At 68.7% G+C, this 19,068-nt stretch carries 16 protein-coding genes; 4 read left to right on the plus strand and 12 right to left on the minus strand.

Going from position 1 to position 19,068, the window contains the following annotated elements; all coding sequences use genetic code 11:
- Positions 1 to 6: 6 nt before the first annotated feature.
- The 11 genes from nuoK to ACIPEK_RS35085 are packed head-to-tail and all read right to left on the minus strand — an operon-like array spanning position 7 to position 10,796.
- Positions 7 to 306, minus strand: a complete 300-nt coding sequence (gene nuoK / locus ACIPEK_RS35035; RefSeq protein WP_093543641.1) for an NADH-quinone oxidoreductase subunit NuoK — start codon at positions 304 to 306, stop codon at positions 7 to 9.
- Positions 303 to 1,130, minus strand: coding sequence for an NADH-quinone oxidoreductase subunit J (locus ACIPEK_RS35040; protein ID WP_383073478.1), 828 nt, complete (start codon positions 1,128 to 1,130; stop codon positions 303 to 305). Before ACIPEK_RS35040 ends, nuoK begins: the two co-directional genes overlap by 4 nt.
- Complete coding sequence (nuoI, locus tag ACIPEK_RS35045) at positions 1,127 to 1,756, minus strand: NADH-quinone oxidoreductase subunit NuoI (protein WP_402004651.1); 630 nt, start codon at positions 1,754 to 1,756, stop codon at positions 1,127 to 1,129. The genes ACIPEK_RS35040 and nuoI overlap by 4 nt, the downstream gene beginning before the upstream one ends.
- Complete coding sequence (gene nuoH, locus ACIPEK_RS35050) at positions 1,749 to 3,149, minus strand: NADH-quinone oxidoreductase subunit NuoH (RefSeq protein WP_383073476.1); 1,401 nt, start codon at positions 3,147 to 3,149, stop codon at positions 1,749 to 1,751. Before nuoH ends, nuoI begins: the two co-directional genes overlap by 8 nt.
- Complete coding sequence (locus tag ACIPEK_RS35055; RefSeq protein WP_402004654.1) at positions 3,146 to 5,653, minus strand: NADH-quinone oxidoreductase subunit G; 2,508 nt, start codon at positions 5,651 to 5,653, stop codon at positions 3,146 to 3,148. The genes nuoH and ACIPEK_RS35055 overlap by 4 nt, the downstream gene beginning before the upstream one ends.
- Positions 5,650 to 7,020, minus strand: coding sequence for an NADH-quinone oxidoreductase subunit NuoF (nuoF, locus tag ACIPEK_RS35060; RefSeq protein WP_402004657.1), 1,371 nt, complete (start codon positions 7,018 to 7,020; stop codon positions 5,650 to 5,652). The genes ACIPEK_RS35055 and nuoF overlap by 4 nt, the downstream gene beginning before the upstream one ends.
- Positions 7,020 to 7,790 carry an NADH-quinone oxidoreductase subunit NuoE gene (gene nuoE / locus ACIPEK_RS35065; RefSeq protein WP_351263978.1) on the minus strand — a complete coding sequence of 257 codons (771 nt, stop codon included), beginning with the start codon at positions 7,788 to 7,790 and terminating at the stop codon, positions 7,020 to 7,022. The genes nuoF and nuoE overlap by 1 nt, the downstream gene beginning before the upstream one ends.
- 29 nt (positions 7,791 to 7,819) lie before the next feature.
- Complete coding sequence (locus tag ACIPEK_RS35070; protein WP_114246031.1) at positions 7,820 to 9,142, minus strand: NADH-quinone oxidoreductase subunit D; 1,323 nt, start codon at positions 9,140 to 9,142, stop codon at positions 7,820 to 7,822.
- Complete coding sequence (locus ACIPEK_RS35075) at positions 9,142 to 9,867, minus strand: NADH-quinone oxidoreductase subunit C (protein WP_402004660.1); 726 nt, start codon at positions 9,865 to 9,867, stop codon at positions 9,142 to 9,144. The genes ACIPEK_RS35070 and ACIPEK_RS35075 overlap by 1 nt, the downstream gene beginning before the upstream one ends.
- Positions 9,864 to 10,418: a NuoB/complex I 20 kDa subunit family protein gene (locus tag ACIPEK_RS35080; RefSeq protein WP_402004663.1), complete on the minus strand. Its 555-nt coding sequence runs from the start codon at positions 10,416 to 10,418 to the stop codon at positions 9,864 to 9,866. Before ACIPEK_RS35080 ends, ACIPEK_RS35075 begins: the two co-directional genes overlap by 4 nt.
- A gap of 18 nt (positions 10,419 to 10,436) precedes the next feature.
- Positions 10,437 to 10,796 (minus strand): NADH-quinone oxidoreductase subunit A, encoded by a 360-nt coding sequence (locus ACIPEK_RS35085; protein WP_003992243.1) that lies wholly within the window; start codon positions 10,794 to 10,796, stop codon positions 10,437 to 10,439.
- 759 nt (positions 10,797 to 11,555) lie between these two features.
- Between ACIPEK_RS35085 and ACIPEK_RS35090 the strand changes: the two genes are divergently transcribed.
- From ACIPEK_RS35090 to ACIPEK_RS35105, 4 genes are all read left to right on the plus strand, one after another.
- Positions 11,556 to 12,383: a C40 family peptidase gene (locus tag ACIPEK_RS35090; protein WP_402004666.1), complete on the plus strand. Its 828-nt coding sequence runs from the start codon at positions 11,556 to 11,558 to the stop codon at positions 12,381 to 12,383.
- Between the two features lie 266 nt (positions 12,384 to 12,649).
- On the plus strand, positions 12,650 to 13,879 hold the full coding sequence (locus tag ACIPEK_RS35095) for an MFS transporter (RefSeq protein WP_402004669.1): 1,230 nt from the start codon (positions 12,650 to 12,652) through the stop codon (positions 13,877 to 13,879).
- A 114-nt stretch (positions 13,880 to 13,993) separates the two neighbouring features.
- Positions 13,994 to 15,355: an acyltransferase gene (locus ACIPEK_RS35100; protein ID WP_402004672.1), complete on the plus strand. Its 1,362-nt coding sequence runs from the start codon at positions 13,994 to 13,996 to the stop codon at positions 15,353 to 15,355.
- 539 nt (positions 15,356 to 15,894) lie between these two features.
- On the plus strand, positions 15,895 to 17,124 hold the full coding sequence (locus ACIPEK_RS35105; protein ID WP_402004675.1) for an MraY family glycosyltransferase: 1,230 nt from the start codon (positions 15,895 to 15,897) through the stop codon (positions 17,122 to 17,124).
- A gap of 771 nt (positions 17,125 to 17,895) precedes the next feature.
- Here the strand turns inward: ACIPEK_RS35105 and ACIPEK_RS35110 are convergent.
- A complete protein-coding gene (locus tag ACIPEK_RS35110) occupies positions 17,896 to 18,873 on the minus strand; it encodes a transposase family protein (RefSeq protein WP_402004678.1) in 978 nt (325 codons plus the stop codon).
- Positions 18,874 to 19,068 lie beyond the last annotated feature (195 nt).

Here is a 19,068-nt window from a genome sequence, read left to right on the forward strand (position 1 = left end):
GTCCCCTTACAGCTTCATCAGGCTGGCGTCGTCGACCGAGGCCGAGTGGCGGGAACGGAACACCGACACGATGATCGCGAGCCCCACCACGACCTCGGCGGCGGCGACGACCATCGTGAAGAAGGCGATGATCTGCCCGTCGAGATTGCCGTGCATCCGGGAGAAGGTCACGAACGCGAGGTTGCAGGCGTTGAGCATCAGCTCCACGCACATGAACACCACGATCGCGTTCCGTCGGATCAGCACCCCGGCCGCACCGATGGTGAACAACAGGGCGGCGAGATAGAGGTAGTTGACCGGATTCACTTGGCGACCTCCTCATCTTCGTTGTCACGGCCGAGCCGCTCCTCGGAGCGCTGCTCCAGCGCCTTGAGCTGGTCCAGCGACTCGTGCGACACATCGCGGATCTGCCCGCGATTGCGCAGCGTCTGCATGACGGTGAGCTCGGACGGTGTGCCGTCCGGGAGCAGACCCGGGATGTCCACGGCGTTGTGCCGGGCGTAGACACCGGGGGCGGGCAGCGGCGGCAGCTGCTTGCCGCGTACGCGCTCCTCGGACATCTCCCGCTGGGTCTTGGCCCGTTCGGTGCGCTCCCGGTGGGTGAGCACCATCGCGCCGACCGTCGCCGTGATCAGCAGGGCGCCGGTGATCTCGAAGGCGAAGACGTACTTGGTGAAGATGAGGCTGGCCAGTCCCTCGATGTTCCCGCCGTGCTCGGCGTTGGCGGTGCCGAGCCCGTTGAAGCTGTTCAGCGAGGCGTTGCCGATGCCCGCGATGAGCAGGACGCCGAAGCCGATCCCGCAGCCCGCGGCCAGCCAGCGCTGGCCCTTGAGGGTCTCCTTCAGGGAGTCGGCCGCCGTGACGCCGACGAGCATGACCACGAAGAGGAACAGCATCATGATCGCGCCGGTGTAGACGACGATCTGGACGACGCCCAGGAAGTAGGCGCCGTTGGCCAGATAGAACACCGCCAGGACGATCATTGTCCCGGCGAGGCTCAGCGCGCTGTGCACGGCTTTCTTCATCAGTACGGTGGACAGCGCGCCGAGCACGGCGACGACGCCCAGCACCCAGAACTGGACGGCCTCACCGGTCGAGGTCTGGGAGGCCGCCGCGGCCAGGCCGGTCATGCGCCCACCTCCCGCGCCGAGCCGCTGTTCTCGTCGGCGCCGTCCGCCGGCTTCTCGCCCTTGGAGACCGCGACCTGGCGTTCCGTACCGGGCGCGGCCTCGGTGACGAGACCCCGGTAGTAGTCCTGCTCGTCCATCCCCGGGTAGATCGCGTGCGGGGTGTCGACCATGCCCTCCTCCAGGCCCGCGAGCAGCTCGTCCTTGGTGTAGATGAGGCTCTCGCGGGTGGTGTTGGCGAGCTCGAACTCATTGGTCATCGTCAGCGCCCGGGTCGGGCATGCCTCGATGCACAGTCCGCAGAGAATGCAGCGCGCGTAGTTGATCTGGTAGACGCGGCCGTAGCGCTCCCCCGGGGAGTAGCGCTCCTCGTCGGTGTTGTCCGCGCCCTCCACATAGATCGCGTCCGCCGGACAGGCCCAGGCGCACAGCTCACAGCCGACGCACTTCTCCAGACCGTCCGGGTGGCGGTTGAGCTGATGCCGGCCGTGGAAGCGCGGCGCCGTCACCTTGTGCGTTTCCGGATACTGCTCGGTCAGCCGCTTCTTGAACATGGCCTTGAAGGTCACGCCGAAGCCGGCGACAGGGTTCTGGAACTTCTCGCCCGAGGGCTCTGATGACTCAGACACCGTCAGCCTCCTTTCCGTCACTCGAATTTCCGTCACTCTGAGTATCCGATCCGCCACTGACAACGAGCTCCCGCTCGCCCCGCGGCCTGCGGCGCGGCACCGGCGGCAGGGTCTGTCCGGGCAGCGGCGGCACCGGGAATCCGCCCGCCATCGGGTCGAACGCCGGCTCCGGGCCGGCCTCCGCCTCCGCGGCCCGGCCCTTCTTGTCGCGGAAGATGTCGGCGACGAAGGAGATCAGCAGGATCGCGATCACGGCCCCGGCCACGTACAGCACGATCTTCGAGAAGTCGTACCCCTCGTTGCGCAGCGCCCGCACCGTCGCGACCAGCATCAGCCAGAGCAGCGAGACCGGGATCAGGACCTTCCAGCCGAGCTTCATCAGCTGGTCGTAGCGGACCCGGGGCAGCGTGCCGCGCAGCCAGATGAAGAAGAACAGCAACAGCTGGACCTTGATGACGAACCAGAGCATCGGCCACCAGCCGTGGTTCGCGCCCTCCCAGAAGGTGCTGATCGGCCACGGGGCCCGCCAGCCGCCCAGGAACAGAGTCGTGGAGACCGCGGAGACGGTGACCATGTTGACGTATTCGGCGAGCATGAACATCGCGAACTTGATCGATGAGTACTCGGTGTTGAAGCCGCCGACCAGGTCGCCCTCGGACTCCGGCATGTCGAACGGGGCCCGGTTGGTCTCACCGACCATCGTGACGATGTAGATGATGAAGGAGACCGGCAGCAGGATGATGAACCAGCGGTCCTGCTGCGCCTCCACGATCTTCGAGGTCGACATCGACCCGGAGTAGAGGAAGACCGAGGCGAACGCTGCGCCCATCGCGATCTCGTAGCTGATCATCTGCGCGCACGAGCGCAGACCGCCGAGGAGCGGGTACGTCGATCCGGACGACCAGCCTGCCAGCACGATGCCGTAGATCCCGACCGAGGCGACCGCGAGGACGTAGAGCATCGCGATCGGCAGGTCGGTGAGCTGCATCGCCGTACGGTGCCCGAAGATCGAGACCTCGTCGGACGGGCCGAACGGGATCACCGCGATCGCCATGAACGCCGGGATGGCGGCGACGATCGGCGCGAGCACGTACACGACCTTGTCGGCGCGCTTGACGACGACGTCTTCCTTCAGCATCAGCTTGATGCCGTCGGCGAGCGACTGGAGCATGCCCCAGGGGCCGTGCCGGTTGGGGCCGATGCGCAGCTGCATCCAGGCGACGACCTTGCGCTCCCACACGATGGAGAAGAGCACGGTCACCATCAGGAACGCGAAGCAGAACACCGCCTTGATGACGACGAGCCACCACGGGTCGGTGCCGAACATCGACAGATCCTCGGCGGCGAGTACGGCACTGTGCGGTGCCGCGGCCAGTTGAGCGAAGGCAGTCACGCCCCCACCTCCGGTGTGACGTCGGGAGTACCCGGTGCGGCGGGGCCGATCCGGACCAGACCGCCGGGCCGGGCGCCGGTGTCGGCCGGGACGCCCCGCCCGACGGAGTTCAGCGGCACCCAGACCACCCGGTCCGGCATGTCGGTGACCTTCAACGGGAGTTCGACGCTGCCCGCCGGGCCGGTGACGGCCAGCAGATCGCCGTCCTTCACGCCCGTCTCGGCCGCGGTGACGGCGGAGAGCCGGGCGACCGAGGCGTGCCGGGTGCCGGCCAGTGCGTCGTCGCCCTCCTGGAGCCGGCCCAGGTCGAGCAGCATCCGGTGGCCCGCGAGGACCGCCTCGCCGTCGCCGGGCCTGGGCAGCGGCCGGGCCGGCTCGTTCGGGTCGGTGGCGTGCGTACCGGTCCAGCCGCCGAGCCGGTCCAGCTCGCGGCGTACGGACTTCAGATCCGGCAGCGCGAAATGGGTGTCCATGGCGTCGGCCAGCATGTGCAGCACCCGCGCGTCGGTCGGCGCGAGCGACCGCGTCATCTGCTCGGGCTTCAGCGCGGCCTCGAACATCCGCGCCCTGCCCTCCCAGTTGAGGAAGGTGCCGGCCTTCTCGGCGACCGCGGCGACCGGGAAGACCACATCGGCCCGCTCGGTCACCTCACTGGGCCGCAGCTCCAGCGAGACCAGGAAACCGACCCGGTCCAGGGCCTCCAGGGCCCGGGCCGGGTCCGGCAGGTCCACCGGCTCGACCCCGGCGACGACCAGCGCGCCCAGTTCGCCGGTGGCCGCGGCCTCCACGATCTGGCCGGTGTCGCGGCCGAAGCGGGACGGGAGTTCGGCGACGCCCCAGACGGCCGCCACCTCGTCCCTGGCCCTCGGGTCGGTCGCCGGACGGCCGCCGGGCAGCAGCGACGGAAGCGCGCCCGCCTCCACCGCACCGCGCTCGCCGGCCCGGCGCGGAATCCACACCAGCGTGGCCCCGGTCGCGGTGGCTGTCCGTACCGCGGCGGTGAGCCCGCCCGGCACGGCCGCCAGCCGCTCACCGACCACGATCACGGCACCCCCGCCGCGCAGCGCCTCGGCCGCCGCGGCTCCGTCGCCGTCGAGCCCGACGCCGCCCGCGATCGCGTCCAGCCACTCGGTCTCGGTGCCGGGGGCGGCGGGAAGCAGTGTGCCGCCCGCCTTCGTGAGGCCGCGCGTCGCGTGCGAGGCGACGGCGAACGTGCGCTGTCCGTGCTTGCGGTTCGCCTTGCGCAGCCGCAGGAAGACGCCGGGCGCCTCCTCCTCCGACTCGAACCCGACCAGCAGCACCGTCGGGGCCTTCTCCAGCGAGGTGTACGTGACCCCCGAGCCGTCCAGGTCCCGGCCGCGCCCGGCCACGCGGGCGGCCAGGAAGTCGGCCTCCTCGCTGCTGTGCACCCGGGCCCGGAAGTCGACGTCGTTGGTGTCCAGCGCGATCCGGGCGAACTTGCTGTACGCGTACGCGTCCTCGACGGTCAGCCGGCCGCCCGTGAGGACACCCGTCCTGCCGCGTGCGGCGGCGAGTCCGGCGGCCGCGGCGTCCAGCGCCTCGGGCCAGCTCGCCGGTTCCAGGACGCCGTCCGCGTTGCGTACCAGCGGAGTGGTGAGCCGGCCTGGCTGTTGCGTGTAACGGAAACCGAAGCGGCCCTTGTCGCAGACCCACTCCTCGTTGACCTCGGGATCGTTGGCGGCGAGCCGCCTCATGACCTTGCCGCGCCGGTGGTCGGTACGGGTCGCGCAGCCGCCCGCGCAGTGCTCGCACACCGACGGCGACGACACCAGGTCGAAGGGCCGGGAGCGGAACCGGTACGCCGCCGAGGTCAGCGCCCCGACCGGGCAGATCTGGATGGTGTTCCCGGAGAAGTACGACTCGAAGGGGTCGCCCTCGCCCGTGCCGACCTGCTGGAGCGCGCCGCGTTCCAGCAGCTCGATCATCGGGTCACCGGCCACCTGGTTGGAGAACCGGGTGCAGCGCGCGCAGAGCACACACCGCTCACGGTCCAGCAGCACCTGGGTGGAGATCGGGACGGGCTTCTCGAACGTGCGCTTCTTGCCGTCGAAGCGGGAGTCGGCGCCGCCGTGCGACATCGCCTGGTTCTGCAGCGGGCACTCACCGCCCTTGTCGCAGACCGGGCAGTCCAGCGGGTGGTTGATGAGCAGCAGCTCCATCACACCCTTCTGCGCCTTCTCGGCGACGGGCGAGGTGAGCTGCGACCTCACCACCATGCCGTCGGTGCAGGTGATGGTGCAGGACGCCATCGGCTTGCGCTGGCCCTCGACCTCGACGATGCACTGGCGGCAGGCGCCGGCCGGGTCGAGGAGCGGGTGGTCGCAGAAGCGCGGGATCTCGATGCCGAGGAGTTCGGCGGCCCGGATGACCAGGGTGCCCTTGGGCACGCTGATCTCGATGCCGTCGATCGTCAGCGTGACGAGGTCCTCGGGCGGAAGGGCCGCCTCGCCGCCCCCGGAGGGCGCACTCGTGGTGACTGTCATGCGTTCACCCCCTGGTGAGCGTTCTTGTCGTCGGCCCATGCGGTCGACCTGGCGGGATCGAAGGGGCAGCCCCTGCCCGTGATGTGCTGCTCGTACTCCTCGCGGAAGTACTTCAGCGAGGAGAAGATCGGCGAGGCGGCGCCGTCGCCGAGGGCGCAGAAGGACTTGCCGTTGATGTTGTCGGCGATGTCGTTCAGCTTGTCGAGGTCGGCCATCTGTCCCTTGCCGGCCTCGATGTCGCGGAGCAGCTGGACGAGCCAGTAGGTGCCTTCGCGGCACGGTGTGCACTTGCCGCAGGACTCATGGGCGTAGAACTCGGTCCAGCGGGTGACGGCCCGCACGACGCAGGTCGTCTCGTCGAAGCACTGGAGCGCCTTGGTGCCGAGCATGGAACCGGCGGCGCCGACACCCTCGTAGTCGAGCGGCACATCGAGGTGCTCGTCGGTGAACATCGGGGTCGAGGAGCCGCCCGGGGTCCAGAACTTCAGGCGGTGGCCGGGGCGCATCCCGCCGCTCATGTCGAGCAGCTGGCGCAGCGTGATGCCGAGCGGGGCCTCGTACTGGCCGGGGCTCGCGACGTGCCCGCTGAGCGAATACAGCGTGAAGCCCGGGGACTTCTCGCTGCCCATCGACTTGAACCAGTCCTTGCCCCGGTTCAGGATCGCGGGAACCGAGGCGATGGACTCGACGTTGTTCACCACAGTGGGGCAGGCGTACAGACCGGCGACCGCGGGGAAGGGAGGTCGCAGCCGGGGCTGGCCGCGTCGCCCTTCGAGCGAGTCGAGCAGTGCGGTCTCCTCACCGCAGATGTACGCGCCCGCGCCCGCGTGCACGGTGAGTTCCAGGTCGAGCCCCGAGCCCAGGATGTCCGTCCCGAGGAAGCCCGCCTCGTACGCCTCGCGCACGGCCTCGTGCAACCGCCGCAGTACGGGGACGACTTCACCGCGCAGATAGATGAACGCATGCGAGGAACGGATCGCGTAGCAGGCGATCACGATGCCCTCGATGAGGCTGTGCGGGTTGGCGAAGAGGAGCGGGATGTCCTTGCAGGTCCCGGGCTCCGACTCGTCGGCGTTGACCACCAGATAGTGCGGTTTGCCGTCGCCCTGCGGAATGAACTGCCACTTCATGCCGGTGGGGAAGCCCGCGCCGCCGCGGCCGCGCAGACCGGAGTCCTTGACGTACGCGATGAGGTCGTCCGGCGACATGGCGAGGGCCTTGCGCAGACCCTCGTACCCCTCGTGACGCCGGTAGGTCTCCAGGGTCCAGGACTGCGGCTGGTCCCAGAAGGCGGAGAGGACGGGGACGAGCAGCTTCTCGGGGCTGCCCCCGCTGCCGTTGTCGTTGATTTCGGTTGCCAACGTCATCACTCTCCCTCCTCGCCTGTCGGGCCGGACGGGTGCTCCGGGTCCTGCGGGGCATCGGCGTGCCCGGACTCGCCCCGCGGGGCGACGACCCTCGGGTGCGGGTCCTCGCCCCTGGCGAGCCGGAGGCCGATCAGCGAGGCGGGGCCCGCGCCGCCGGACGCCTCGACGGCGCCGGGGCGCTCGTCGGGGAAGCCGGCCAGAATCCGGGACGTCTCCTTGTACGAGCACAGGGGCGCGCCACGGGTGGGTTCGACGGTGCGCCCGGCGATCAGGTCGTCGACCAGCCGCGTCGCGCTCTCGGGCGTCTGGTTGTCGAAGAACTCCCAGTTGACCATCACCACGGGAGCGAAGTCGCAGGCCGCGTTGCACTCGATGTGTTCGAGGGTGACCTTGCCGTCCTCGGTTGTCATATCGGGCCCGTCGTTGCCGACGCCGAGGTGTTCCTTGAGCCGGTCGAAGATGGCGTCGCCGCCCATCACCGCGCACAGCGTGTTGGTGCAGACACCGACCTGGTAGTCACCGCTCGGCTTGCGCCGGTACATCGTGTAGAAGGTGGCGACCGCGGTGACCTCGGCCGTGGTGAGGCCGAGCAGCTCGGCGCAGAACGCCATGCCCGTACGGGAGACGTAGCCCTCCTCGGACTGCACCAGGTGCAGCAGCGGAAGCAGCGCGGAGCGGCTGCCGGGGTAGCGTGCGATCACCTCCTTCGCGTCCGCTTCGAGCCTGGCGCGCACCTCGTCCGGGTAGGCGGGGGCGGGGAGCTGCGGCATCCCCAGACTGACTTCCTGACGTGTTTCGGTCACCGGTCGACGCCTCCCATCACGGGGTCGATGGACGCGACGGCGACGATGACGTCGGCGACCTGGCCGCCCTCGCACATCGCCGCCATGGCCTGCAGATTGGTGAAGGACGGGTCGCGGAAGTGGACCCGGTAGGGCCGGGTGCCGCCGTCCGAGACGACATGGACGCCGAGCTCGCCCTTGGGCGACTCGACGGCGGTGTACGTCTGTCCGGCCGGGACGCGGAAGCCCTCGGTCACCAGCTTGAAGTGGTGGATCAGGGCCTCCATGGAGGTGCCCATGATCTTCTTGATGTGGTCGAGCGAGTTGCCGAGCCCGTCCGGACCGAGCGCGAGCTGCGCCGGCCAGGCGATCTTCTTGTCGGCGACCATCACCGGTCCGGGGGCGAGCCGGTCGATGCACTGCTCGACGATCCGCAGCGACTGACGCATCTCCTCGAGCCGGATGAGGAAGCGGCCGTAGGCGTCGCAGCTGTCGGCGGTGGGGACGTCGAACTCGTAGTTCTCGTATCCGCAGTAGGGGTCCGTCTTGCGCAGGTCGTGCGGGAGTCCGGCGGAGCGCAGGATCGGGCCGGTGGCACCGAGTGCCATGCAGCCGGTCAGGTCGAGATAGCCGACGTCCTGCATACGGGCCTTGAAGATCGGGTTGCCGGTGGCCAGCTTGTCGTACTCCGGCAGGTTCTTCTTCATGGTCTTCACGAACTCGCGGAGCTGGTCGATCGCGCCGGGCGGCAGGTCCTGGGCGAGTCCGCCGGGCCGGATGAACGCATGGTTCATCCGCAGGCCGGTGATCAGCTCGAAGAGATCGAGAACGAGTTCACGATCACGGAAGCCGTAGATCATGATCGTGGTGGCGCCGAGCTCCATGCCGCCGGTGGCGATGCACACCAGGTGCGAGGAGATCCGGTTGAGCTCCATCAGGAGCACGCGCAGGATGCTGGCCCGGTCGGGGATCTGGTCCTCGATGCCGAGGAGCTTCTCGACGCCCAGGCAGTACGCCGCCTCGTTGAAGAACGGCGTCAGGTAATCCATGCGCGTCACGAAGGTGGTGCCCTGGGTCCAGTTCCGGAATTCGAGGTTCTTCTCGATGCCGGTGTGGAGGTAGCCGATCCCGCAGCGGGCCTCGGTGACGGTCTCGCCGTCGATCTCCAGGATCAGCCGCAGCACCCCGTGCGTGGACGGGTGCTGGGGGCCCATGTTGACGATGATGCGCTCGTCGTCGGACTTGACCGCCGACTCGACGACCTCGTCCCAGTCGCCGCCGGTGACTGTATATACAGTCCCCTCGGTCGTCGCCCGAGGTGTTGCATGGGGAGTAGACATCAGGAGTACGACCTCCGCTGGTCCGGAGCCGGGATCTGGGCGCCCTTGTACTCGACGGCGATGCCACCGAGCGGGTAGTCCTTGCGCTGCGGGAAGCCCTGCCAGTCGTCCGGCATCATGATCCGGGTGAGGGCGGGGTGCCCGTCGAAGATGAGCCCGAAGAAGTCGTACGCCTCACGCTCGTGCCAGTCGTTGGTCGGGTAGACCTCGACGAGGGACGGGATGTGCGGATCGTTGTCCGGGGCCGACACCTCCAGGCGGATCAGCCGGCCGTGCGTGATCGAGCGCAGGTGGTAGACGGCGTGCAGTTCCCGGCCCTTGTCGCCGAGGAAGTGGACGCCGCTCACCCCCGTACAGAGCTCGAAGCGCAGCGCCGGGTCGTCGCGCAGGGTCCGGGCGACCCGGACGAGGTGCTCCCGGGCGATGTGGAAGGTGAGTTCGCCGCGGTCGACGACGGTCTTCTCGATGGCGTTCCCGGGAAGCAGGTCCTGTTCCTCCAGGGCCCCTTCGAGCTCGTCGGCCACCTCGTCGAACCAGCCGCCGTACGGGCGGGACGTGGCGCCCGGCAGCGCCACCGTGCGGACGAGGCCGCCGTAGCCGGAGGTGTCGCCGCCGTTGTTGGCGCCGAACATGCCCTTGCGTACGCCGATGACCTCGCCGGTCTCGTCGCGCGGTGCGGGCACGCCGTTGTTGCTCTGCTCGTCGTGGTTCTGGTTCTCACTCACCGCATGAGCCCCTTCATCTCGATCAGGGGCAGTGCCTTGAGCGCCGCGTCCTCCGCCTCGCGGGCGGCCTCCTCCGCGTTGACCCCGAGCTTGGAGCTCTGGATCTTCTGGTGGAGCTTGAGGATCGCGTCCATCAGCATCTCGGGCCGCGGCGGGCAGCCCGGCAAATAGATATCAACCGGGACAATATGATCAACACCCTGAACAATGGCGTAATTGTTGAACATCCCGCCCGATGATGCGCAAACCCCCATGGAGATGACCCACTTGGGGTTCGGCATCTGGTCGTAGACCTGCCGCAGGACGGGCGCCATCTTCTGGCTGACCCGCCCTGCCACGATCATCAGATCCGCCTGTCGCGGCGATCCGCGGAAGACCTCCATCCCGAAACGGGCCAGGTCATAACGCCCGGCTCCGGTCGTCATCATCTCGATGGCGCAGCAGGCGAGGCCGAAGGTGGCAGGGAAGACGGAGGACTTCCGCACCCAGCCGGCGGCCTGCTCGACAGTGGTCAGCACGAAGCCGCTGGGCAGCTTCTCTTCGAGTCCCATGGTGTGCCCCTCAGCCCCTCAGTCCCATTCCAGGCCGCCGCGACGCCACACATACGCGTAGGCGACGAAGACGGTGAGCACGAAGAGCAGCATCTCCACGAGCCCGAAGATCCCCAGGGCGTCGAAGGTGACCGCCCAGGGATAGAGGAAGACGATCTCGATGTCGAAGACGATGAAGAGCATCGCCGTCAGGTAGTACTTGATGGGGAAGCGGCCGCCTCCGGCTGGAGTGGGGGTGGGTTCGATACCGCACTCGTACGCTTCGAGCTTTGCTCGGTTGTACCGCTTCGGGCCGATAAGCGTGGCCATGACCACGGAGAAGATCGCAAACCCTGCCCCGAGGGCGCCGAGCACGAGGATGGGCGCGTAGGCATTCACGCTCCTCGCTCCTTCCAGTCGTCCTTGACCGTTGGACCGCATCGGGCGATTCGGCTCGCCACCCCACCAAGATCGTGCACATGTGAGGCAGTTCACAAGCCCGACTGCCCCGCATCCTATGCCCGTCATCCTGTGATCTGCGACACGGGGTACGACAGCGAGTTTGTGATCTCCACCACCCGGCGAAGGGTCACGAAGCCGCCTGAGCGGTGATCTTCGTACGCAAAGCGGCCGAGCGATCACGAGACGTGACATCTGATGTTGTCTGTGCTGGTCAGGAAGGTGTTGCACTAACAATCAGATACCCACTCAGGCAAATTGGCAATGGACATCCTGAGAGTGATAAGGGGATCTGCCCCACTCTGGGCTCACCCGCGCGAGGGGCCCCGGGGAGCGAAGTGGACGCGTGCACACATTCACGATCTTCCGGATGAATGGACGGCCACCCGGGATCCGGCACCGCCTCGGGCGTCGGGCGCACCCACACCCCCACACCGCAGCCGTGCTGTGACCTGCGTCACTTCGTTCGGGCTTCAATAAAAGCGGGCTTGGCCATCGGCGTAAGCGGATGGTAAGCAGCGGGCAATTCGGGCGTATTACCGAAAGTCCGTGATCACAGCGGTAATCAAGCATGCCCGGTTTGCCCGTTACGGCGTCAATAAGGGCCGCCGGAAAGCGGATTCACAGATTCCGGACGTAACTGTGTCGCAACACACGTTTCTTGATGGGAGCCCCGGGGCCCTGATAGCGCTAGTACTCATGTCCCACACCGCTCACATACCCAGCCACCGGAAGCCCCGCCGAAACGCGCCGAAGACGGCGCTGCGGGCCGGAGTTGCCGGTGGCGTCCTCAGCACCATCGCGGTCGCAGGCGCTGCCGGTCCGGCCCAGGCCGAGCCGGTGACCCAGACCATCGAGATGCCCACCATCACCGCCGGGCTCTCCACCGCCGTCGCCGCGTCCGCTCAGGCCACGCAGCAGGTCGCCCAGGACCTGCAGACGCAGGCCCAGGAGGACGCCGCAGCCGCCACCGCGGCCAAGACCGCCAAGAAGGCCAAGGCCGAGGCAGTCCGCAAGGCAGAGGCCAAGAAGAAGGCGGAGGCGGCCGCCAAGGCCAAGGCGGAGGCCGCCGAGCGCGCTTCCCGCACCGCCGCCCGTACGACGCTCAGCGCGACCTCCGGCTCCACCGCCGTGGCCTCGGCCTCTTCCTCCTCCTCGTCGTCGAGCGCGACCGGCTCCGCCGCGTCCGTCATCGCCTTCGCGCAGGCCCAGGTCGGCGACGCGTACGTGTCCGGCGGCACCGGCCCCAACTCGTGGGACTGCTCCGGCCTCGTCCAGGCCGCGTTCCGTTCCGTCGGCGTCGACCTGCCGCGCGTCTCGCAGGCCCAGTCCACCGCTGGCACCCAGGTCTCCCTGAGCAACCTCCAGCCGGGCGACATCCTGTACTGGGGCGGCGCGGGCAGCGCGTACCACGTCGGGATCTACGTGGGCGGCGGCCAGTTCGTCGGTGCGCAGAACTCCAGCACCGGTGTGGTGCAGCGTCCGCTCTCCTACGACCCGCCGTCGGGCGCGGTCCGCGTTCTCTGATTCGGCGGAACACCTGGGTTCACGGATTCACAAGCGCCTTAGCGGCGCGCGGCGAAGGGCCGTCACTCCCCCGCTCGGGAGCGACGGCCCTTCGCCGTTTCCGGTCGCCGTCTCCGTTGCCTCTCCCTGTCGGCTCTTCCAGCGGAAACGCGACATCACCCCTGGCCGGCAGCGTTGACGTCGCGAACCTGCCGGACACCGTCCACCGACGCTTGTGAACTGGGGCGAACAGCCCTCGCATCACCGAGCACAGGACGGCGCCCGCCATGACCACCACCGCGGCCACCACCCCCTCCGAACGCATCGCCCTCCCTCCCCGCACCCCCTTGCGCGGCCGGCTCGCCGTCGTCTCCGTCATGCTGGGCATCTTCTCGATCGTCACCACCGAGATCCTGCCCATCGGTCTGCTGACGTCGATCGGGTCCGACTTCGCCGTCTCGGACGGCACGGCGGGCCTGATGATGACCATGCCCGGACTCCTCGCGGCGGTCTCCGCCCCCTTGGTCACCGTGGCGACGGCGCGTGTCGACCGGCGCCTGATGCTCTGCGCCTTCATGCTCCTGCTGGCCCTGGCCGACTTCCTCACCGCCGCCGCGACGGACTACCGCCTCGTCCTGGTCTCCCGGGTGATGGTCGGGGTCACCATCGGCGGCTTCTGGTCCATCGCGGCCGGACTGGCCGGCCGGCTGGTCCCCCCGGCGTCGGTCGGCCGAGCGACAGCGGTGATCTTTTCGGCCGTCCCTCTGGGCTCCGTGCTCGGCGTCCCCGCCGGTACGTTCATCGGCGGCCTGGCCGGCTGGCGGACGGCGTTCGTGGTCATGGGGGTGCTGAGCGTGGGCGTACTGGCCCTGATGCTCCTGGTGGTTCCGGCCCTGCCGCCGACACAGGTCACCCGCGCGAGCCTGCTGCGCACCGTGCTGGGCCGGCCCGGCACCCGGTTCGCCCTGCTCCTCACCTTCCTCATCGTTCTGTCCCACTTCGCCACGTACACCTATGTCACCCCCTTCCTGGAACAGGTCACACACGCCGGTCCGGCACTGATCACGGTGTTCCTGCTGGTCTACGGCGCCGCCGGGATCGCCGGCAACTTCGTCGGCGGCGCACTCGTGACGCGCCGCCCGCGCGCCTCGATCTGCCTCGCCGCGGGACTGATCGCCGCCGCGACCGCGCTGCTCCCGCTCCTGGGCAGGTGGGAGGCCGGAGCCGTCGCGCTGCTGGTCGTCTGGGGGGTCGCCTACGGTGCGGTGCCGGTCTGCTCGCAGACCTGGTTCGCCAAGGCCGCGCCCGACGCGCCCGAAGCGGCGTCCGTCCTCTTCACCGCGTCCTTCCAGGCGACCCTCGCCATCGGCGCCCTGGCGGGCGGAGCCGTCCTCGACCGCCTGTCCGTGTCGGCGGTCATGTGGCTGGGCGGCGCGACCGCGGCTCTTGTGGTGGTCGTGACGATCGTGACGGGGACAGGTTCGGGACGCCTCGGCGTCCGGGGGCGGAGAGGGTGAACCACACCGTGGCCCGGTGGGGAGAACCCCACCATGGCACGCAGTGCTGGCCCCCCAATGAATTCGGGGGGCCACTTTACTGTCCGTATCGCCTGCTGACTGCACGATGATTGCATGCAGCAAACGCACGCTCATTCGCCCGATCGCGGTCGCGATTCATTCATAGATGTCATCAGAGCACTATGCGTGCTGGCCGTGATTTCCCAGCACTGGCTCATGCCCGTACTGGCCTATGAGAATGGGCATTTGAGCACCGGAAACGCTCTTGCGAGTCCCGGCTGGTGGATTGTCACATGGCTGACGCAGGTGATGCCCATGGTGTTCTTCGCCGGTGGAGCCGCCAATTTCTTCTCGTTCCGATCGGCGAAATCGGTGCGCACCTGGCTCCGGAGCAGAATTGCGCGTCTCCTGGTGCCGGTCATACCTCTGGCAGCCGTGTGGCTGCTGCTGCCCCACGCGTTGATCGCCGCGGGGGTGCCTCAGCAACCGGTGCTGATGGCGGGCAAAATAGCCGGCCAGCTGCTCTGGTTCCTCGCCGTCTACGTGCTCGTGGTCGCGCTCACGCCGGTGATGTTCCGGTGGTACCGCCGGTTCGGATGGCGTGTGATCGGCGTACTCGCCGTCTGTGCCCTGGTCGTCGATGTGCTGCGCTTCGAGGTCAGCCCCGCGATCGGTTTCCTGAACGCCCTGTTCGTCTGGCTGGCAGCCCACCAGTTCGGCTTCCACTACGCCGACGGCGGCCTGCGCATGCGGAGCAGGTGGACATCGGCGGGTCTGGCCGCTGTCGGCTTCGGACTCACCGCGGCCGCTGTGTTCTTCGGGCCCTACCCGGCATCCATGATCGGAATGCCCGGGGCCCCGGTCTCCAACATGAGCCCGCCGACCGCGGTGATGCTGTCTCTGACCGTCGGCCAGCTCGGACTCTGGCTGACGCTCAAGCCGGTCATCACGCGATTCGCCGAACGCCCACTGGCCACCACCGTCCTGCAATGGTGCGGAACCCGCTTCATGACCCTGTATCTCTGGCACATGCCCGCGCTCGTGATGACAGCGGGAATCGCAATTATCGGACTCGGCTTCGCGACACCGACGCCCGGTAGCCCGATGTGGTTCGCGGTGGCACCGCTATGGGTCGGCGTTTCGGGAATCTTCCTGGTGTGCTTCACCAGAATTTTCGGCCGGTTCGAATTCCGTCGCCGTTCCGGTGCGGCGTCGGATATGAGCCTCGGCAAGGTCGTTCTCGCGGCCGTGCTTTCCGCAGGCGGCCTCCTCGGGCTTGCCGCGCAGGGGTTCGTTTCCCCCGGAAACCCGCTCGGTCCGGTGCTCTGGGTACTGCTGGTGCTGGCAGGGCTGCTCGTCGTACGGGAGAAGAACTCCCCGAGGGCCGTTGTCGCGCAAGGCTCTCGCACCGTGCCCGTTCAGTTGGCTGTGCGCCATGAAGGTGCCCGGGTTCTCTCCCGGCAGGGCAGCGGATGAGGGCCTCGCACCCTGCGTGCGGGTCGGTGCGCCTCAGCATCCGGGGGCGGCGAGGGTGAACCACACCGTCCTCGAGTGCGGCGACCGCGCGCCCCGAGCCGGTCGTCGAACACGGCTACCTGTTCGAGGCCCTGCGCTACGGCCACGCCACCGGCTTCGTCGCCGAGCCGATCGACCTGCGCATCCTGGCCACGCCCCAAGAGGCCGTCCGCGCCATCCGCGTCCGACTCCGGGCGAACCATCTCTTCGGCCTCACACCGCGCGAACTGATCCGCGCCCACCAGTGATCGGACCAGGGCGGCTGGGTACGGGCGCTGGGGGCGCTCCATCGCGGCGAACCCCGCGGGTTCACGCTCATGCTGCGCGGCGGCCGGCACATCGAATGGCACGTCCGCCCGCTGACGTACATATCGCTCGACACCCGCACCCACCACCGTCCCGCCCCGCTCCCCGTCGCACAGAAATCCGTATGAGTTAGGCTCGCCGGGGCACAGCGAGGGCATCGATCGGGCTCAGGTATCGGCCCGCTGGGCCGGAATGTGAGGCCGCCCGTGCGGGACTACTTGCTCATGCTGTTCATCACGGCGGCCGTGACCCATCTCCTGACCGGCCCCGTACGGAAGTTCGCGATCTCCGTCGGCGCGATGCCCGAGATCCGGGCGCGGGACGTCCATCGTGAGCCCACTCCGCGCCTCGGCGGCGTGGCCATGTTCGGCGGGCTGGTGGCCGGACTGCTGGTCGCCTCCCACCTGCCGCACCTGGAGGAGATCTTCACCCAGAGCTCGACGCCGCGGGCCCTGCTGTCCGGCGCCGCGCTCATCTGGATCCTGGGTGTCCTGGACGACAAATGGGGCGTCGACTCGCTGGTCAAGCTCGGCGGCCAAGTGCTCGCCGCCGGGGTGATGGCGTTCCAGGGACTGACGATTCTCTGGCTCCCGGTGCCGGGCACCGACGGGATCTACCTCTCCGACTGGCAGGGCACGCTGCTGACCGTGGGGCTGATCGTCGTCTCGATCAACGCGGTCAACTTCGTCGACGGGCTCGACGGGCTGGCCGCCGGCACGGTGGGCATCGCCGCGACGGCGTTCTTCCTGTACGCGTACCGGCTCTGGTACGGCTACGGGATCGAGGCCGCCGCGTCCACCACGCTGATCTCCGCGATCCTGGCGGGCATGTGCCTCGGCTTCCTGGTCCACAACTCGCATCCGGCCCGGATCTTCATGGGTGACTCGGGCTCGATGCTGCTCGGCCTGCTCATCGCCGGGTGCGCGGTCTCGGTGACGGGCGAGGTCGACCCGAGCCTTCTCAGCCAGTCGGTGGACGGCAGGTCCGGGTCGGCCGCGATGGTGCCGGTCTACATTCCGCTGATGCTGCCGCTGTCCGTCATCGCGCTGCCCGTCGCGGACCTCGTGCTCGCCGTCATCAGGCGTACGTGGAACGGAATGTCCCCTTTCGCCGCCGACAAGGGCCACCTCCACCACCGCCTGCTCCAGCTCGGCCACTCGCACCGCCGGGCCGTGCTGCTCATGTACTTCTGGTCGGCGCTGTTCTCGTTCGGGATCGTGGCCTACTCGGCGCGGGGCGCCAAGTCCTGGATGCTCTTCGGGGTCGCGTTCGTCTGCGCGGTGGGCCTGATCCTGCTGCTCCAGCCCCGCTACGAGTCCGGCCTCACCCGGCGCCTGCTGCCGCGCAGGCCCCGGGGCCGCGTGGTCGCCACCGGCGGAAAGCGCACCGGGGCCGACGAGGAACGCCGGGTGCCGGCCAGGTGACCGCGGTGCTCTGCTCGCCGGGCGCCGCGACCTAAGTAGCCGCTCCCTGCGCCCGGTTCATCCCTTGGTCGCGCACCCGCAGACTTTCGGGGGACGGTCGCCCCCGCACCCGCTCGGCAGACTGGCGGCGACACGCGAACCGCCGACCAACCGGGGAGTCAGAGTGCATCGCGACGGGCGCAGTGGAGGAGTCAGCCGGGCGAGGTTCCTGGCCGCACGGGCAGCAGGCGTTCCTCCATGACGGCTTGACCCGACTTCCCCATGGCCCGCGCCAGTTGGAGGTCCTTGTACTGCAACCGCATCTGGGCGTTGTGGCCTCGGCGTTTGCAGTGGGGCGGCGGGCCTGGGCCTGGCTGCGTCGTCGGAAGCGTGACCAGCGCAGGTAATGCTCGTTTTTGCGGGCTTGTCCTGAACGAGGTGCCTCGTACGGGAGAGGCGCCGGCAATACGCGGAGCTCGTCCTGGCTGGTGACTTCCGCTCGTTCGTCGAGGGCCTCACTGCGGGCAGCACGTATGGTGACGGCTCTGCTGGTGCCCCCGAACCAGCTTGATGACCGCGGCGTCTTCCGGGCCAAGGAAATGATCACGAGCTGGCCGGCCTGAGCACACGGGGCAGATGGACGTGGAAGTGCTCGACTTCGACCTGATGGCCGCGTTCGCGAAGTGTACGGGCAAGGATTTCAGTGAGGCCGCTGGCCCTTTTCCGGACTAACGACCTTGGGGAAAATTGAGGTCGGGTCGTGTTGGTCTGGCGGTTCGGCTGGTGGGTGGTTCAGCAGGCCGTCGCGCGAACGGGCACGAGTTCGGTGCTCGTGAGGCGACGGGTCGTGCGTCGGGCCACGCGGTCGGAGACCGGGCCGGCGATGGCGAGGTGGGTCTGCTCGTAGTCCTCGCGGCGTCCGGTGTAGCGCTGAAGCGGATGCCACTGCTTGTACTCGGCGTTGGTGTGTTCGACCACGATGCGGGCCGATGACTGCCGCCTGCGCGCCTCGCGCCAGGCACGCTTGTCGCCGTCGGGAGCGTCCTGGGCCGGCTTCTTCGGCGGGGCGCTGACCTGGGACGGGAACTCCTTGGCCAGACCCTGGTAGCCGGAGTCGACCTCGGCGTGCACATCGGGGTGGAGGCGGAACTGTTCGGCGATGCCCTCGGTACGCACAGCGGTCTGGTCGTGCATGCGGCCCGGGCGGACGACGCCGGAGAACAGGGTGCGGCCCTGGTGGTCGCTGAATGTGGTGGTCTTGATCGTGTTCTGCTTCTTCTTGCCCGAGACGAAGGCTTTGCGTCCGGGGCGGCCCGCGCGCGGGCGTCGGACCTGGACTTCCGTGCCGTCGAGCCGGATGTCGACGCCTTCGGCATCTGCGTAGGCGAACAGGTCGTCCAGGGTGCGGATGCGCAGACAGGGGCGGCCGGGGATGGCAAAGCCCCGCGCGGCGAGCAAGGGTCTGACCTCGCGGATCGCGGCGGAGACGGTGGAGCGGTCCACCCCGTACAACTCGGCCAGGGCGGCATGTGGCAGCCCGAGCCGCAGGTGGACCAGGGTGGCCGCGAGCCGGTCGGTGAACACCAGGCTCGGCTTGCGTCCGGCACCCTCGGCCCGCTTGCGGGGCCCGCCCCTCATCACGTGCAGGGCCGACGCGCGGGCCGCCGCCCAGGGCGGGGCGAGTTCTTCGAGCAACTCCCCGAAATGTGCGCGGGAGACCCCGGACAGGGCAGGATGGGTACAGGCCGTACGGGCCCAGGTCAGCTTCACAACTCGCCCAACCCGTAAAGCCCTTCCCGTGTCACGGCCGACTCACTCCCGTCCTTCCCCCAAGGTCGTTAGGGTCGGGCCCATGGCTTCCATAGATGTCTCCCTGCGTCCCGTGCACCCCAGCGATCTGCCTGCGTTCTTCCGGCACATGAGCGACCCCGAGTCGAATCGGATGGCCGCCTTCACCGCCGAGGA

Source organism: Streptomyces sp. NPDC088246, assembly GCF_044741025.1.
Classification (GTDB): domain Bacteria; phylum Actinomycetota; class Actinomycetes; order Streptomycetales; family Streptomycetaceae; genus Streptomyces.

Coding starts and splice junctions, on each gene's coding strand:
- ACIPEK_RS35040 (WP_383073478.1), bottom strand. CDS start 1,130: ATGACCGGCCTGGCCGCGGCGGCCTCCCAGACCTCGACCGGTGAGGCC.
- ACIPEK_RS35055 (WP_402004654.1), bottom strand. CDS start 5,653: ATGACAGTCACCACGAGTGCGCCCTCCGGGGGCGGCGAGGCGGCCCTT.
- nuoF (WP_402004657.1), bottom strand. CDS start 7,020: ATGACGTTGGCAACCGAAATCAACGACAACGGCAGCGGGGGCAGCCCC.
- nuoE (WP_351263978.1), bottom strand. CDS start 7,790: ATGCCGCAGCTCCCCGCCCCCGCCTACCCGGACGAGGTGCGCGCCAGG.
- ACIPEK_RS35070 (WP_114246031.1), bottom strand. CDS start 9,142: ATGTCTACTCCCCATGCAACACCTCGGGCGACGACCGAGGGGACTGTA.
- ACIPEK_RS35080 (WP_402004663.1), bottom strand. CDS start 10,418: ATGGGACTCGAAGAGAAGCTGCCCAGCGGCTTCGTGCTGACCACTGTC.
- ACIPEK_RS35090 (WP_402004666.1), top strand. CDS start 11,556: ATGTCCCACACCGCTCACATACCCAGCCACCGGAAGCCCCGCCGAAAC.
- ACIPEK_RS35095 (WP_402004669.1), top strand. CDS start 12,650: ATGACCACCACCGCGGCCACCACCCCCTCCGAACGCATCGCCCTCCCT.
- ACIPEK_RS35100 (WP_402004672.1), top strand. CDS start 13,994: ATGCAGCAAACGCACGCTCATTCGCCCGATCGCGGTCGCGATTCATTC.